Source organism: Apibacter sp. ESL0404, from assembly GCF_019469245.1.
Taxonomy (GTDB): Bacteria; Bacteroidota; Bacteroidia; order Flavobacteriales; family Weeksellaceae; genus Apibacter.
This window is the reverse complement of record NZ_CP048267.1, coordinates 1,587,242-1,604,470: the sequence shown is the minus strand read 5'-3', so window position 1 is coordinate 1,604,470 and position 17,229 is coordinate 1,587,242. Positions and strand designations below refer to the sequence as shown.

Sequence of the window (17,229 nt, the reverse complement as noted above, 5' to 3'; positions counted from 1 at the left end):
GAAAGGGTTCATTAACACTAAAAAACTTTATTAAAGAACAACTAATTATTGATGCAAATATACATCATTTTTCTTAAATACAAAATTATTTAATAGATTTAAGTAAAAATTGTTAATAAAACGTTTAAACTTGTTACTATAATGTTAAGGCTAAAGTTTAAGGTAAAAAAATAATTTGCGCTCATTTTATTTTCAAGAATTAATATATATTAATTTTTTATTCACATAAATCATTAAAAATGCAATTTCTTTACTAGTGCAAAATGAAATTTTTAAATTAATTTTGCTTTAAAAATTAGTGAAGATATAGATATAAATTATACAAATATGAGTTTAGAAATTAGTGATCAAACATTCAAAGATGAGGTATTAAGTTCCAAAGAACCGGTTTTGGTTGATTTTTGGGCTGAATGGTGTGGACCATGCAGAAGTTTAAAACCTATAGTTGATGAATTATCTGAAGAATTTAAAGGAAAAGTAAAAGTTACTAAAATTGATATTGATGCCAATCAAGAGGTTTCAGTAGAATATGGAATCAGAAATATTCCTACACTTTTATTCTTTAAAAACGGACAAGTTGTTGACAAAGTAGTAGGGGTTCAGCCAAAAGAAAAGCTAGCAGAAAAAATGAATGCATTATTGGATTAATCCAATTATCTGATGAAAATAAAAATATCCTGAAATATTCAGGATATTTTTATTTATAAAAATGCTATTTAAAAGTATATTAAATTTTACGCATACGTAAGCTTTTAGGAGTTATTTCAAGATATTCGTCATCTTTAATATATTCCATAGCTTCTTCTAATGAAAATTCAACTTTAGGGAAAATTTTAGCAGCTTGGTCAGATCCGGAAGCTCTCACGTTAGTTAACTTTTTACCTTTTATAAGATTAACTTCCAAATCATTATCACGGCTATGTTCTCCGACTACTTGACCTTTATATATTTGATCTCCCGGTTCAACAAAAAATTTACCTCTATCCTGAAGTCGGTCGATTGCATAAGCCAAAGCCTGTCCCGTTTCAGATGAAATCATAGATCCGTTTTGTCTTTGTGGAATAATGTCTTTTACCGGTTCAAAATCTTTAAAACGATGATTAATAATAGCTTCTCCGGAAGTTGCTGTTAGAAGAAGGTTACGTAATCCGATAAGACCTCGAGAAGAAATATCAAATTCCAAATGTTGTAAATCACCTTTGGGTTCCATCACTTTTAATTCTCCTTTTCTTTGAGTAACCAATTCTATAGCTTTGCCGGATACAGCATCGGGAACATCAATTACTAAGTGCTCATAGGGCTCATGTTTAACACCGTCAATCTCTTTAATAGTTACTTTTGGTCTACCAACTTGCAATTCATATCCTTCTCGTCTCATAGTTTCGATAAGGACAGATAAGTGAAGAATACCTCTACCAAAAACATTGAACTTATCTTCGGAATCAGTTTCCTCCACACGAAGGGCTAAGTTGATTTCAGTTTCCTTCATTAATCGATCTCTAAGGTGTCTTGAAGTAACGTATTTTCCTTCTTTACCGAAAAACGGTGAAGTATTGATAGTAAACAACATACTCATCGTAGGCTCATCAACTGCAATACGAGGCAAAGCTTCCGGTTCGTTTAAGTCAGCAATGGTATCTCCAATTTCAAAATCATCGATACCGATTACAGCACATAAATCACCGCTTCTAACAGATTCAACAGGTTTTCTTCCTAAACCTTCAAAGACTTGTAATTCTTTTATGCGTATTTTTTTATTTTTACCATCTTCCTGGCAAAGAGTATAATCTTTACCGGAAATTAAATCTCCACGATACACACGACCTATGGCAATTTTTCCCACAAAACTTGAGAAATCAAGAGAGGTAATTTGCATTTGAGGCGTTCCTTCTACATAAGGTGCTTCCGGTATTAATTCAATAATTTTATCTAATAAATATGTAATGTTATCAGTAGGTTGTTTATAATCTCCGGACATCCAACCTTGTTTAGAAGAACCGTATACCGTTTCAAAATCCAATTGTTCTTCAGTAGCGTCTAAATTAAACATCAATTCAAATACCTGATCATGTACATGTTCCGGTTGGCAGTTTTCTTTATCAACTTTATTAATTACTACGATGGGCTTCAATCCCAATTCAATCGCTTTACTAAGAACAAAGCGAGTTTGAGGCATTGGTCCCTCAAACGCATCCACAAGCAATAATACACCGTCAGCCATTTTAAGAACACGTTCAACCTCTCCTCCAAAATCCGCGTGTCCGGGAGTGTCAATGATATTAATTTTGACACCTTTATAGTTAACCGATACATTCTTGGATAAAATGGTTATTCCTCTTTCACGTTCCAGATCATTATTATCCAGAATCAAATCCCCGTCATTTTTTTCAACAACATTACAAGACTGAATAATTTTATCTACTAATGTTGTTTTTCCATGATCGACATGAGCAATAATTGCTATATTTCTAATTGATTGCATATATGATATTAAAATTCAGGTGCAAATGTAAGATATTATTGCTAAATATATGGTTTTGTGTTAGTAAATAAAAGCATAGTATTATTCATAATTTAAGGTTTTATTAATAGAAACTTAAAAACACTATTAAAATGAATAATTTAATTGTACTTTTGATTAGTATTTAAAAATAAGAAAATGAAAATATCTTATATCGTATTTTTTTTAGGTATTGCTTTAAGCATAAGTTCATGTAACAATTCTAAAAAATCAGAGAAAGATCCAAATACTAACCAATCAAAGGATAGTACTCTAGTGGTACAATCTCCGTCATTAGATACGATAAGTTTATCTCCAATTAAAAAAGTACCGAAATTTGAAAATAAAGAGGTGGACAACTTTGTTCAGGAAACTAAATTATATTTTGAGCAAATAGCAGAAGCTACTCAAGCAGGTAATGATAGTAAAATTTTAGAATTGCAACTTAAAGCCAATGATATAGATGAAAATTACAAAAGTGTCTTGAAAAAATTAGATACCGAACAACAAAAAAATCTTAGAAATTGGTATATGCAATTAGTCGATGCCGCATCCAAATAATAATGGCATGTTTTTAACGGATTGAAAAATAATGTAAATATTATTTTAAGTATAAAACAGATATTCATCATCATACATTATCTAAAATAAACTAAAATAGTTTTATCTTTATACGGATAAAACTATTTTTTATGCTAATTAAAACGTATGGAAGTTCTGTCTATGGAGTCAATGCTCAATTAATCACCGTTGAAGTAAATGTAGATAAAGGAGTAGGGTATCAGTTGGTAGGTATGCCGGATATGGCAATAAAAGAAAGCGCACATCGAATTTCGGCAGCCTTAAAAAACTGTGGATATAAAATGCCGGGTAAAAAAATCACAGTAAACATGGCACCTGCAGATCTAAGGAAAGAAGGATCAGCTTATGATTTAACAATTGCTATGGGAATATTGGCGGCATCCGAGCAAATAAAAGGAGATCATCTCGATCAATATTTAATTATGGGCGAATTATCTTTAGATGGTTCTTTACAACCCATAAAAGGTGTTTTACCTATTGCAATACAAGCAAGAGAAGATGGTTTTAAAGGCTTTTTTCTTCCTAAACAAAACGCTAAAGAAGCTGCTATAGTCAATGATCTCGAAGTTTATGGAGTTGACAATATAAAAGAAGTCATTGATTTTTTTGATAAAAACTTTCAATTAAATCCAACCATAGTAAATACAAGAGAAGAGTTTTTTGAGAATAATAATAAATTTCAATTTGATTTTTCAGAAGTTAAAGGTCAGGAAAATGTAAAAAGAGCTTTGGAAATTGCTGCTGCCGGAGGACACAATGTACTTTTAATCGGCCCGCCGGGAAGTGGAAAAACCATGTTGGCAAAAAGAATTCCCTCCATCTTACCTCCATTGACCTTATCGGAAGCACTAGAGACAACCAAAATACATTCCGTTGCCGGAAAATTAGGATTAGAATCTTCTTTAATGACAGTAAGACCTTATCGTAATCCTCATCATACCATATCAGGAGTAGCATTAGTTGGAGGAGGAAGCTATCCGCAACCCGGAGAAATTTCTCTTTCTCATAACGGCGTACTTTTTCTGGATGAACTGCCTGAATTTAATCGCCAAGTATTGGAAGTCATGAGACAACCTTTAGAAGACAGGATTGTAACTATCTCAAGAGCAAAATTTACGATCACCTATCCGGCCAGTTTTATGTTGATTGCTTCCATGAATCCTTCTCCTTCCGGATATTTTCCAAATGACCCTAAAAATACGAGCACTATACAAGAAATGCAAAGATATAAGAATAAAATATCCGGGCCGTTACTCGATCGAATCGATATTCATGTGGAAGTTTCACCAGTACCTTTTGATGATTTATCGGATAAAAGGAAAGGAGAGTCAAGTTCAGAAATAAGGGCAAGAGTGGTAGAAGCAAGGAAAATTCAAACTCAAAGATATAAAACAGCGGAAGGAATCCATTATAATGCTCAAATAGGTCCTAAACAATTAGATGAATTTTGTTTGTTGGACGACGTCTCCAAAAATTTACTAAAGTCTGCCATTGAAAAATTGGGTTTATCTGCCCGAGCCTATGATCGAATCTTAAGAGTGGGCAGAACGATAGCAGATTTAGATAAATCTGAAGTTATCCAAGCTCACCATATTGGAGAAGCTATACAATATCGTAGTCTTGATCGGGAAGGATGGTGTAAATAAATGTAAATTTTTAAAAAATTATTATTAATTTGAACAAAGAAAATAATAATAAATTATGATAAGAAATGTTCAACTATCCGATGCATTAAGAATAGCTGAAATTTATAATTATTATATAGAAAATACGGTCATTACCTTTGAAGAAAAAAAAGTTAGTGCCCGGGAAATAGAAAACAGAATCCAAAAAATATTTGCAAAAGGCTATCCTTATATAGTATATGAAAAAGAAGGAATAGTACTCGGATATGCATATCTGAATACTTGGCGAGAACGTTCGGCTTATGATATAACATTAGAAAACAGTATTTACCTGGATTATAATCAAACCCATCAAGGAATAGGTAATGAATTACTTACAGCCCTGATTGAAGAATCAAAAAAGATAGATATACATTCCATTATAGGAGTAATATCTTTACCGAATGAGCCCAGTAGAAAATTGCATCGGAAAACAGGATTTAATCTGATAGGAAATTTTAAAGAATCAGGAAAAAAATTTAATCAATTGATAGATGTTGAATTTTGGCAATTACTATTGGATTGAATAAATAAAATCTATAATAAAAATCAAAATAATTTAAAAAACAATAAAAATGATACATCATATTGTAATGTGGAAGCTTAAAGAAAGCGATAAAAAAAATAATGCTTTAAAAATAAAAAATGATTTAGAAGCTTTAAAAGATCGAATTAAGGAGTTACAATATATCCAAGTAAATACCAATATGGAGATTGCTCCACAGTCAAATTTTGATATACTGTTAGATTCCCGATTTAAAAATTTTGAAGATTTAACTCTATATGCAAATCATCCGGAACATCTTAAAGTGGTGGAGTTTATAAAAACAGTGGTTGAACAAAGAGTAGCTATCGATTACGAAATATAGTTACATAGTAATTGATTATTAAAAAGGATGTTTACTTACACTACACATCCTTTTTTTATTCTTGCTTTATGGATAATATAAATTTTAATGCCAATTTAACTTCAACAACTAAATAAAATATCCGATTATTCTTTCCCCTAATACGATCAATTTATGGGTAAAATGATGGATGGTGAAATGCGAATAATGTATTTTTTTAGAATATTTATATATAAAAATTACAAATTATTTATTAAATGACTCTTTTTTTTAGAATTTAAACAAAGATGATTAAATTTGCATCCACTATTTAACAAATTAATTATTCATGAAATTACCGGCAATAGTTCAATTGCATATTATCGTATTTATTTGGGGATTTACCGGTGTAATTGGTAAGCTTATCTCTCTTAATGCTATACCTTTGGTATGGGGTAGGACCTTGGTTGCAGCTTTTATTTTATTTTGTTATTTATATTTTTCAAAAGGAAAAAATTTTAAAATTTCCAAAAAGCTGATGTTCCAACTTTTGGGGTGTGGAGTAATTGTAGGTACTCATTGGTCATTGTTTTATGGATCCATTAAAATATCCAACATTTCTATTGCCACTTCAACCCTATCAACAGGAACTTTATTTGTGGCTTTTTTAGAGCCCTTTTTTTTCAAACGAAAAATCAAAATTTCTGAAATAATTTTAAGTTTAGTTATTATAATATGTATACTTTTTATCTTTAATACAGAAATGAGTTATTGGAAAGGTATACTACTTGGTATCGGATGTGCATTCTTGTCGGCCTTGTTTTCAGTAGTAAACGGAATAATGCATTCAAAAGAAAGTCCAGAAATAATAACTTTCTATGAAATGGCAGGAGCTTTTGTAACCTTGACGGTTTTTATGTTTTTGTTCAATGATTGGGAAGCCATAGCTACCATAAAAGCTTGGGATATCCTATGGCTTTTAGTGTTGGGCGGACTTTTAACCAGTTTTCCTTTAGTTATGACCATGAAGCTGATGAAACACATTACGCCTTTTACACTTATGCTTTCCATAAACTTAGAGCCTGTATATGCTATTTTAATAGCCTTTTTAATTTGGAAAGATTCGGAAAAAATGAGTCCAGTATTTTATATTTCAACTGCTGTCATGATTGCTGCCATCTGTTTTAACGGTTATTTAAAATCTAAAAATAAAAAGATCTAAAATCAATAAAGTTAGCATTTGCATTATTTTTGAGTTTACATAAGATTAATATTAGACATATGCGTACTGTCCCTAAAATTCTTATGATATTCAGACTCTTACTAGCTCCCCTAAGCATTATTTTATCTTATCACTATGGAGAAAGATGTGTTCCCATGCTTGTTTTAATACTATGCCTGGGGTTGACTTCCGATATATTGGATGGAATTATTGCCAGAAAATATCAGGTAGCAACTGAAAATTTAAGAAGAATGGATAGTTTTATAGATATTATATTTTGGCTGTCTCTTGCAACTTCAACAGGAATAGTTCGACCTGGGATCATAGAAGCCAATTTGAAATTTATTTTAGGTTTAGTAATATTAGAAGGAATAAGTGCGCTAATTAGTTTCTTGCGATTCAGAAAAGAAGCTAGTACCCATGCGTATTCTTCAAAATTTTGGGGAATAACTTTATTTTTAGCACTTATATCAATACTAGGTTCTAATTACGGTGGATTCTTTTTATATCTGACTATAATTGTGGGATATATTTCCTATGTTGATGTTTTGCTTATACTTATACTATTACCTCATTGGATGCATGACGTACCGAGTTTTATTCATGCTTATTTAATTAGAAAAAAAATTAATTTAAAAAAGGGTACATTAGGTTCAGTTACTAATTAAATATTTTAGAAAGTTTAAATAAAATAGTTCATACCAATCGGAAACAACTTATTTTAAAAAATTTAAAATTTTAATTTTAAATGTTGAAAGATTACAAAAAAGACCTAATTATAGCGCTATATTCCTTACCGGGTATATTAATAATCTATTGTTTCGGATTTATCTTCAATAATATCATTTTTGCAAGTATAGCTGCAGGAGGTGCTGTGACGGCGGGATATGGAGCAAATAAAAAAATATTAAAATATCCTTTTGCGCCCATGATCATAGCCGTTCTAGGAATGAGTATATGCGCTGCATTGGGATCATTAATAGGACATTTCTATTTTTGGTATATAATCTGTTGTGTATTATTGGCCTGTTTAGCAACCTGTGTGGGAACTATCGATCAAAATGCTTGGTGGATTGTTTTACAATGGTCTATTGCATTTTTTGTAGGAGGCTATTATGTGGGAGATATCTATGCCGCTCTGCATAGAGGTGTTTTAATTCTTGCAGGAGGTTTATTTCAATCTATTTGTATTATTTTTCTCATTGAGAAATCATCATTTGAAAGAAATATCAGTAACCCTGAGGAGCTTCTGATCATTTTTAAAAACATATATGAAGATATTGATAAAAAAATACGCTTTCATATGACCATCATCTATACCGCATTAACCATATTAGTTTGCTTTTTCTTCATTACTATTTTCGATATCAAATATTATTACTGGGCTGTTATGACTGCCTTAGTTATTTTGAAACCTGATTTTATTGATACCCTGAAAAAAGCAAGTATAAGGTTGATGGGAACACTTCTGGGTATTGTCATAGCTACTTTTTTAATATGGTGGTTTCCATCAAGATATATCATGGCATTGGAAATTCTGATATCTTTATATGTTTGCTATGTATTTGCCAACCACAGATATGCAATTTTGTCAACCTTTTTAACGATTACAACCGTATTAATGTTTGCAATTAATGGGTCATCGGGTAATGAAATAGCTATGGACAGATTAATTGCCACCTCAATTGGAGGAGTATCGGCCATATTAATTATGAGTTTAAGTTTATTGCATATTCGATTTTTAAAAAGTAAAAACTAATAATGATCTTTTAGGATTAGTAATTTTTATTATTTTTTAAAACTTCTTCAAAATGGTTTTCAGCCCAAGTGATCATCATCTGAATGGAGGGCATTAAACTGATAGCTGTTTCCGTAAGACTATATTCAACTCGAGGCGGGATTTCAGCATAGGCTTTTCTTTTAATTAAGTTATATTTTTCCAAATTTTTTAGTGTGTTGGTAAGCATCTTTTGAGAAATATCAGGAAGTTCATTTTTTATTTCTCCGTAACGCATCGTTTTGCCGGAATATAAAACAGCTAATAGTAATAAAGACCATTTATCGCTAAATCGGCTTAATATATTTCTTATCGGACAGATGGGATATTTTAAATCGAGTTTATGAGCTTTCATTTTTCTATCAAATATACATATTACTCTCCAATAGAATACAACTATAAATAATAAAGTAATAATTTATAGTTAAATAAATGTTAAAATTAAACATATAATTAGCTGGTAATCAATAATTCTAACTTTAGCGGTTCGTTACGATCCTGCTTGTGAACATAAGTTGTTCGGGCTAAATTCGAATCATAAACTTATTTAAATATATATAAAAATGAAAATATCAATACTAGGAACAGGAAATGTTGCACAAGCGTTAATTAACGGATTAATTAATGAAAAGTATAATGTGGTAGTTGGTTCAAGAAATTTCGAAAAAGGAAGTGAAAATATAGAAAAACTAAAACAAGTTAATCAAACCCTATCCATTGTTTCCTACCAAGAGGCTGTAGCATTAAGTGAAATTATACTTATTTCAATTCCCGGATTTGCGCTTATAGAAACCATAAAGGATATTGGAATTAAAAATTTTGAAGGTAAAATACTTTGGGATATTACAAATGCATTTTCATCGGAAGCTCCGACTAATGGAGTAATAAAATTAATTTCATCTCCGGAAGAATCTCTGTCAGAAAGTGTACAAAAGCTTTTGCCATTATCGCATGTTGTTAAAGGAATGAATACCATAGGTGCGCATCTTATGTATCAGCCCTCACTGAAAGAAAACGGTACCGCATTTATTGCCGGAAATAATGAAGAGGTTAAAAATACAATTTCTACAATAATTAAATCTTTAGGTTGGAATACCTATGATGCAGGTAAACTAGAATCTTCACGAGCATTAGAGTATATGGGACAATTATATGTAGCTCAAGGTATTTTATATAATAAATGGAATTCAACTTTTAAGTATATAGATTAAATTTTATCATGTAATAAAACATATATAAATCAAGTAAATTGAAAATCGATGAAAATAAATATTATAGAAAATGCATATTTTCTACTTTTTGTTGTGATTATAAACATTTCTGAAATAAAAGCACAAAAAGTTATAGATTTAACGGAGACTCATTTGAAAGCGATAAATACATTTATGACATTTGAAAAAATGGATGGCGATAAAGTAGTAAGAGTCATTAAGGATCCATCAATCAAGAAATTTGATGAACCTACTTATGTACGAATCAATAATGTAAATTTTGCCAATGGGATCATAGAAGTAAAAGTGTTAAGTCGAATTTTGGATGATGCTCCGAATTTTGCCCGAGGATTTATTGGTATAGCCTTTCATATAAATGATTCAAACTCTAAGTTTGAAAGTATATATGTTCGCCCTTTAAACGGAAGATCCGAGAATCAGGAACATAGAAACAGGACCATACAATATTTTTCTTATCCGAATTATAAGTATCAACGATTGAGAAATGAATTTCAAAATAAATACGAGTCCTATGCAGATATGGCACTAAACGAATGGATACAATTAAGAATTGAAGTTCAAGGGCAAAAAGCTCAATTGTATATAAATGATAATAAACAACCCTCACTCATCGTAAATGATTTAAAATTAGGAGGAAATGCGACAGGAGCTATCGGACTCTTTGTTGATGTAGGCACTGAAGGATATTTTAAAGATTTGAAGGTTTATCTACAATAATAAAACCTAAAATAAAATTCCGACTCTATTTTAAAGTCGGAATTTTTATTAATTCAACCTGAAATCTAAATACAGATCGTTTCTTAATACATCTAAAATTTGTTTATTTATATTTACTCTTCGGTTCATTGATTGAGATTCTAAATACACATTGTTCTTTTTATCGATAATTTCAAAGTGTATATCTTTTGAACCTGCATTTTCATCACATACTTTATTTAAAGTAGTAATGGTATTTTCATCTAAATTTTCCAAGTTTATCTTAATGGTTAATTTTTTAGCATGTTTTCCGATCACATCGCTAAGTTCTTCGATATTCAGCACGTTTATATATACAAAGCCGTTATCTTTAATCATTCCTACCGTGATTTTTACCAAAACAAATAAATTAGGAATAAGATATTTTTGCAAATCCAGATAATTCTTTTTAAGCTTAAGAGAAATAGTACCTGTTTTATCTTCCAAATCAAAATAGGCGATTCTTGTTCTGCCGTCGTTTATTTCCTTGTGCTCAAAACGTGAGATCATACCGGCGATATACACTTCCTTATTAATATAATTTTCTTTATTTTCATTAATTTCGGAAATATCAACAGGTTTAATCAACGCAATTTCGTATTTGTAATTATCCATTGGATGAGCGGATATATAGATACCTACAACTTCTTTTTCTCTGCCCAATTTATACATGGTACTCCATTCTTCCGTTTCAGGAATTACCGGTTTCATAACATCAAATCCTTCATCCCCCAAGTCTCCAAATAAAGAATTTTGAGCAGAATTCTTATTATCCTGATAGGCAATCCCGTATCTTACCAGCTTTTCAATAGTGCTGGTACCATTTTCTTCTTTAAAAAATTGGGCACGATTATTATTGGCTAGTCCATCAAAAGCTCCTGCCAATACTAAATTTTCAAGAACTTTTTTATTTATATTTTTTAAATCTGTCCTTTCAAAAAATTCAAACAGATTTTTATATTTTCCCTTATTTTGTCTTTCACTTACTACAGCTTCAACAGCATTTTCACCGATTCCCTTAATAGCTCCCATTCCAAAACGGATAGCACCTTTTTCATTTACGGTGAATTCATAATCACTTTCATTAACATCAGGTCCTAGCACTTCCAATCCCATATTTTTACATTCTTCCATAAAGAAACTCAAAGTGGTAAGATTGTTAAGGTTATTGCTGAGCAATGCGGCCATAAATTCTGCAGGAAAATGAGCTTTTAAATAAGCGGTTTGAAAGGCAATAAATGCATAACAAGTGGAGTGAGATTTGTTAAAAGCATATTGAGCAAAAGCTTTCCAGTCTTCCCATATTTTTTTTAATTTATCTTCAGGATGACCTCTTTCGATAGCTCCCTCAAGAAAACGAGCTTCCATTTTATTTAAGACTTGAATTTGCTTCTTACCCATAGCTTTTCTAAGCACGTCCGCATCACCTTTACTAAATCCGGCTAATTTTTGAGAAAGAAGCATTACTTGTTCTTGATAAACAGTAATACCGTAAGTATCCGCAAGATACTCTTCCATATCCTCTAAATCGTAAGAAATTTCTTCCTTTCCATGTTTACGATTGATAAAGTTGGGAATATATTGTAAAGGTCCGGGACGATACAAGGCATTCATGGCAATCAAGTCCTCAAACTTATCGGGTTGCAATGCTTTGAGGTGCTTTTGCATTCCGGGGGACTCGTATTGGAAGATCCCTACTGTATTTCCATTTTTGAATATCTCATAGGTTTTATCATCATCCAAAGGAAAATCATCGGGATTCAAAACTTCACCCGTCCTTTTTCTAATAATTTCAATGGTATCGGCAATAATCGTCAAGGTACGTAAACCTAGAAAATCCATTTTTAACAATCCGGCACTTTCTACCACGGAGTTGTCAAATTGTGATACCAACAAAGAGGAATCTTTGGCAACGGCAACCGGTATTAAATTAGTAATATCTTCCGGAGTAATAATTACTCCACACGCATGAACTCCCGTGTTCCGTAAACTACCTTCCAATTGATAAGCATTTTGTATTACCCGCCCTTCCAGGTCATATTCATTAAATTTTTGTTTGAGTTGAAGCACAGGAACAGACTCCTCTTTACCGAAATCTTTAATTAACTCACTTTCTGTTTTATTTTTTAGCTTGGTTAAATTTAAGGTAGAGGGTAGGTTTTTTGATAAGCGGTCTGTATCGCTTAAGGGCAATTCAAGCACTCTTCCTGCATCCCTTATCGCGGAACGTCCGGCTAACGTACCGTAAGTAATTATTTGAGCAACCTGATTTTCTCCGTATTTATCTACCACCCATTGAATGATTTTTTCACGTCCTCTATCGTCAAAATCGATGTCTATGTCGGGTAAGGATACCCGATCCGGATTTAAGAAACGCTCAAAAAGTAAATCGTATTTAATAGGATCTATATTAGTAATCCCTATGCAATATGCAACGGCTGATCCGGCTGCAGAGCCTCGCCCCGGACCAACAGATACGCCCATTTTACGCGCTTGAGAGGTGAAATCCTGTACAATGAGAAAATAGCCGGGATATCCCGTTTTGGCTATGGTTTCCAACTCAAATTGTAAACGATCTTTAGTATCTTCGGATAATTGGTCGCCATATCTTTTTTTAGCTCCTTCCCAAGTAAGATATGCTAAGTAGGCATTTTCTCCTCGCTTTCCTCCGTCCACTTCATCTTGAGGATCTTTAAATTCGTCAGGTATATCAAATTTAGGAAGTAAAACATCTCGGGTTAATTGATAAGGTTCAAATTTTTTGATAAAGTCTTCAAAATTTTCAATTGCTTCCGGTATGTCTGCAAACAATTGAGCCATTTCTGTTTGAGATTTAAAATTATATTCATCATTAGGAAGACCGTATCTTTTACCAAAACCTCTGCCCTTAGGGGTAGATTGTTTTTCTCCGTCTTTAATACATAAAAGGATATCCTGGGTTTCTGCTTCTTTTTTACTAATATAAAATGTATCGTTTTGAGCTAAAACCTTAACTCCGTATTTTTTTGCAAATTTTATTAAAACTTTGTTTAGGTGTTCCTCTTCATCTAAATGGTGTCTTAATAACTCTACATAAAAATCATCACCAAATAATCCATGCCAATAGATAAAGGCCTCTTCTGCCTGCTTTTCTCCCACATTTAAAATTAGACTGGGAATTTCTGAAGATAAACTTCCGGTGGTTGCAATTAAATTTTCTTTATATTGTTCAATAAGTTCTTTACCAATTCTGGGATAACCTGCATACAAACCTAGTTTATATCCTAAAGTTGATAATTTAGAAAGATTTTTAAATCCTTCATGATTTTTAGCAAGTAATATCTGAGTATATCTACGATCCGGATTATCTTTTGTAAACTTATTTTGTAAATAAGTTTCAGATATATACAGTTCACAACCGATAATTGGTAAAATCTCATTTTTTAAAGGTTCAGAACCATTGCCTTCTAAAATTTTAGCATTATGATCTTTAATAGATCCATTAGCTTTTTTTATTTCATTGAGAAAAGCAAATGCACCCATCAAGTTGCCCATATCCGTTACACCTAAAGCGGGCATGTTATATTCTAAGGTTTTTTTTATTAAATCAGAATGTTTACTGGTAGAAGTAAGTATTGAATAAACCGAATGATTGTGAAAGTGGAAAAAAGATGAATAATTTATTTCATCTACAGATTTTTTTGTACTTTCTGTTTTCCCTTTTAGTTGCTTATTAAAATCTTTGACCTGTTCACGAATAACAATATCAAAAGGTTGAAAAGGTTCAGAATGAGTTTCAATAAAAGCATTTAATTCTTCTTCTGTAAAATTCAGCTTATTTGCACTTATTTGGTTTCGTCTAACCAACTCCCAAAATGCTTGAGCAGTAGCATTAACGTCTGCCGCAGCATTGTGTGCCTCATCAAAACCATGCCCAAATAATTTTTCATATAATTCGGAAAGTTTAGGAAATTTAAATCCACCTCCCATACCTCCGGGCAAAGCACAAAAATTAGTTCCCTCACGGGCGGTATCTATTAACGGAAGATCCGCAATATGGTTTTCAATTGATTTTCGATAAAATTCAGCTCCAACAATCGGGATGTCGAATGCTATATTTTGTCCGACTAAAATCGGATTATCCGCCAGTACCGCATTAAATTGATCCAATACGGTTTTAAGATCATGACCTTCCGCTAATGCTTTTTCGGTACTTATACCGTGAATTTTTTGAGCATTGAAAGGTATGTCGTATCCTTCAGGTTTAATTATATAGTCATAGTTTTCAATTAAATCACCATTTTCATCATGTAACTGCCAGGCAATTTGAACCATTCTAGGCCAATTGTCTGAATCGGAAACAGGTGCATTTGCATTGGCAGGAAGACCTGTGGTTTCAGTATCAAAAACTAGGAATTTCATAATACAAAGTTAGGGATTTCTTTATGAATGTAACTTTTAAATCTTAAGTTCCATCAATATTTCGTTTCTTAAAAATAACTTTGAAAGATATTGGAATTGAATAAAATAGAGTGAAATTTTACATTAAAAAAAATTACAGGGTAAAGAAAGATTAGTTTCTATTTAAACAGAATGTAAAATATAACTTAGCAGCCTGAAATTTTACATGTATTACATATAAAATATTTATAAGCAAATCATTTATTAGGTCTAATTTTTGATTTTTTATTTTACTAAAACAATAAAAAAACATAGTGTATGGAAAATATTATTGAAAAACTTCAAAAAGAAGTAGGTCTCAGTGAAGATCAAGCGGTGAAATCTTTAAATGTAATAAAAGAATATATGGATAAAGAAGATTTACATGTTGATTGGGAAAAATTCTTTAAAGGGAAATACGAACATTTTAAAGATTCAGTATCTAATTTTTTTAGTAAAATATCCAATAAGGCAGAAGATTGGGGTGATAAAATAGGAGATAAGGTAGAGGATTTAACCACAGATGCGAAACGAAAATTTAGAGATGCATCTAAAAAAGAATAGATTAAGTTTTTAACTTATATAAATTTGTGCAAGAAGCTTATCAATTAAGCTTCTTTTTTTATTTAAAAAAATCATTTTTTGATTTAGAAATTAGTATTTCGGCTATAAAAATAAGATAGATTTTTAATGAATTAATTTAATTAGGGCTGAAATTGAAATCTAGTTTAAAAACCTATTATTTGTTTTAAATTCATGATAAAAAATTACTAATGTTTTTAATATAAAAATAGTTGATAAACCATAAAATATGTATTTTTGTATCTCTTCTATAATAGGATAAAAATGTTAGTATTAAAATTTGGAGGCACCAGCGTAGGAAGTGCAGAACGTATAAAAAATTTAGCTGAATTAACTAAAGGTCAAAAACCGAAGATTGTTGTTTTGTCTGCTATGAGTGGAACAACTAATGCCTTAGTAGAAATATCTCAAGCTCTTTATGAAAAAAATACTTCTAAGGCGAAAGAATTAATACAATCTCTAGAAGATAAATACAGAAAGGAAATAAAAGATCTGTACAAGAATGAAACCATAGTCAAGAAAGGGAGCGAACTTTTGGATGATTATTTCAATTATATAACTTCATTCCTGGATTTTCCTATATTTACTTCCAAAGAAGAAAAAATAATTTTGGCTCAAGGTGAACTTTTGAGCACTCATATGTTCCATTTTTACATGAGTGAAATCGGAGAAAAAACGATATTACTTCCGGCATTGGAGTTTATGAGAATAAACAAAGACGGTGAACCGGATTTTCCCTATATAGAAGAACGTATTAAAGAAGAAATTAAAAAGTATCCTGATATAGATTTTTTTATTACTCAAGGATATATTTGTAAAAATGCTCAAGGAGATATAGATAATTTGCAAAGAGGGGGAAGTGATTACACAGCTTGTATAATTGGAGCCGTAATTGATGCTGAAGAAATACAAATATGGACCGATATCGACGGGATGCATAATAACGATCCTAGATTTGTTAATAAAACTCATCCCATAAATGAATTAAGTTTTGATGAAGCTGCAGAATTAGCCTATTTCGGAGCAAAGATTTTACATCCAACCTGTATTCTTCCTGCACAGAAAAGAGGAATACCCGTAGCTTTGAAAAATACAATGCAACCTGAAGCTAAAGGTACTTTAATAGGTAATATTAATACTCCGGAAGGAATTCGTGCCGTAGCAGCAAAGGATGGTATTTACGCCATAACCATAAAAAGTGGTAGAATGCTATTGGCGTATGGATTTCTAAAGACAATTTTTGAAATATTCGATAAATATAAAACCTCTATAGATATGATAACCACTTCAGAGGTTGCTGTTTCATTAACCATTGACAATCCTTCTAATTTAGAATATATATTAAAGGAATTAAGAGAAATAGCCAATGTTGAATATGAAAAAGATCAAACCATTATTGCCATAGTAGGAAATATTGCAAAAAATGAATCAGGTTATGCTGTTAAAATTTTGGAAGCTCTTAAAAATATTCCTCTGCATATGATATCTTATGGAGGAAGTGAGCATAATATATCAGTAGTAATTGACAGCAATAGTAAAAAAGAAGCATTACAAGCTTTGAATACCACTCTTTTTGGATATTAAAAATATAAGATAATTTAGTTAAATTTAAATAATAAATATATCATTAATCAAAATACCTTTAAGTTAATTACTTAAAGGTTTTTTTTATATCGTAATTATTCTATT

General features: G+C 31.2%; 15 protein-coding genes. 12 read left to right on the top strand and 3 right to left on the bottom strand.

The window, feature by feature from the left end; all coding sequences use genetic code 11:
- The first annotated feature begins 327 nt into the window (after positions 1-327).
- On the top strand, positions 328-648 hold the full coding sequence (gene trxA / locus GYM72_RS06730) for a thioredoxin (RefSeq protein WP_220263879.1): 321 nt from the start codon (positions 328-330) through the stop codon (positions 646-648).
- 79 nt (positions 649-727) lie between these two features.
- On the opposite strand, the gene typA is transcribed toward trxA, so the two are convergent.
- The gene (gene typA / locus GYM72_RS06725) at positions 728-2,482 is read right to left on the bottom strand and encodes a translational GTPase TypA (protein ID WP_160557163.1); all 1,755 of its coding nucleotides are present in this window, start codon (positions 2,480-2,482) and stop codon (positions 728-730) included.
- 177 nt (positions 2,483-2,659) lie between these two features.
- On the opposite strand from typA, the gene GYM72_RS06720 reads away from it, so the two are divergent.
- The 7 genes from GYM72_RS06720 (at position 2,660) to GYM72_RS06690 (ending at position 8,554) form a co-directional block, all read left to right on the top strand.
- Positions 2,660-3,061 (top strand): hypothetical protein, encoded by a 402-nt coding sequence (locus GYM72_RS06720; protein WP_220263878.1) that lies wholly within the window; start codon positions 2,660-2,662, stop codon positions 3,059-3,061.
- A gap of 131 nt (positions 3,062-3,192) precedes the next feature.
- Positions 3,193-4,728 (top strand): YifB family Mg chelatase-like AAA ATPase, encoded by a 1,536-nt coding sequence (locus GYM72_RS06715; protein WP_220263877.1) that lies wholly within the window; start codon positions 3,193-3,195, stop codon positions 4,726-4,728.
- A 55-nt stretch (positions 4,729-4,783) separates the two neighbouring features.
- On the top strand, positions 4,784-5,272 hold the full coding sequence (locus GYM72_RS06710; RefSeq protein WP_220263876.1) for a GNAT family N-acetyltransferase: 489 nt from the start codon (positions 4,784-4,786) through the stop codon (positions 5,270-5,272).
- Between the two features lie 49 nt (positions 5,273-5,321).
- On the top strand, positions 5,322-5,615 hold the full coding sequence (locus tag GYM72_RS06705) for a Dabb family protein (RefSeq protein ID WP_160557166.1): 294 nt from the start codon (positions 5,322-5,324) through the stop codon (positions 5,613-5,615).
- 307 nt (positions 5,616-5,922) lie between these two features.
- Positions 5,923-6,795 carry a DMT family transporter gene (locus GYM72_RS06700; protein ID WP_220263875.1) on the top strand — a complete coding sequence of 291 codons (873 nt, stop codon included), beginning with the start codon at positions 5,923-5,925 and terminating at the stop codon, positions 6,793-6,795.
- Positions 6,796-6,854: 59 nt separating this feature from the next.
- Entirely contained in the window at positions 6,855-7,463 is a 609-nt protein-coding gene (locus GYM72_RS06695) for a CDP-alcohol phosphatidyltransferase family protein (protein WP_220263874.1), read from the top strand.
- Between the two features lie 80 nt (positions 7,464-7,543).
- On the top strand, positions 7,544-8,554 hold the full coding sequence (locus tag GYM72_RS06690; protein WP_220263873.1) for an FUSC family protein: 1,011 nt from the start codon (positions 7,544-7,546) through the stop codon (positions 8,552-8,554).
- Positions 8,555-8,570: 16 nt separating this feature from the next.
- Here GYM72_RS06690 and GYM72_RS06685 read toward each other — a convergent pair whose 3' ends face one another.
- Entirely contained in the window at positions 8,571-8,927 is a 357-nt protein-coding gene (locus GYM72_RS06685) for a helix-turn-helix domain-containing protein (RefSeq protein WP_220263872.1), read from the bottom strand.
- Positions 8,928-9,135: 208 nt separating this feature from the next.
- On the opposite strand from GYM72_RS06685, the gene GYM72_RS06680 reads away from it, so the two are divergent.
- The gene (locus GYM72_RS06680; protein ID WP_220263871.1) at positions 9,136-9,783 is read left to right on the top strand and encodes an NADPH-dependent F420 reductase; all 648 of its coding nucleotides are present in this window, start codon (positions 9,136-9,138) and stop codon (positions 9,781-9,783) included.
- A gap of 48 nt (positions 9,784-9,831) precedes the next feature.
- Complete coding sequence (locus GYM72_RS06675; RefSeq protein WP_220263870.1) at positions 9,832-10,521, top strand: family 16 glycoside hydrolase; 690 nt, start codon at positions 9,832-9,834, stop codon at positions 10,519-10,521.
- Positions 10,522-10,569: 48 nt separating this feature from the next.
- On the opposite strand, the gene dnaE is transcribed toward GYM72_RS06675, so the two are convergent.
- Positions 10,570-14,940: a DNA polymerase III subunit alpha gene (gene dnaE, locus GYM72_RS06670; protein WP_220263869.1), complete on the bottom strand. Its 4,371-nt coding sequence runs from the start codon at positions 14,938-14,940 to the stop codon at positions 10,570-10,572.
- Between the two features lie 297 nt (positions 14,941-15,237).
- Here dnaE and GYM72_RS06665 point away from each other — a divergent pair, with 297 nt between their 5' ends.
- Both GYM72_RS06665 and GYM72_RS06660 read left to right on the top strand, forming a co-directional pair.
- Positions 15,238-15,522, top strand: a complete 285-nt coding sequence (locus tag GYM72_RS06665) for a hypothetical protein (RefSeq protein WP_220263868.1) — start codon at positions 15,238-15,240, stop codon at positions 15,520-15,522.
- A gap of 282 nt (positions 15,523-15,804) precedes the next feature.
- Positions 15,805-17,124, top strand: a complete 1,320-nt coding sequence (locus GYM72_RS06660; protein WP_220263867.1) for an aspartate kinase — start codon at positions 15,805-15,807, stop codon at positions 17,122-17,124.
- The last annotated feature ends 105 nt before the right edge of the window (positions 17,125-17,229 follow it).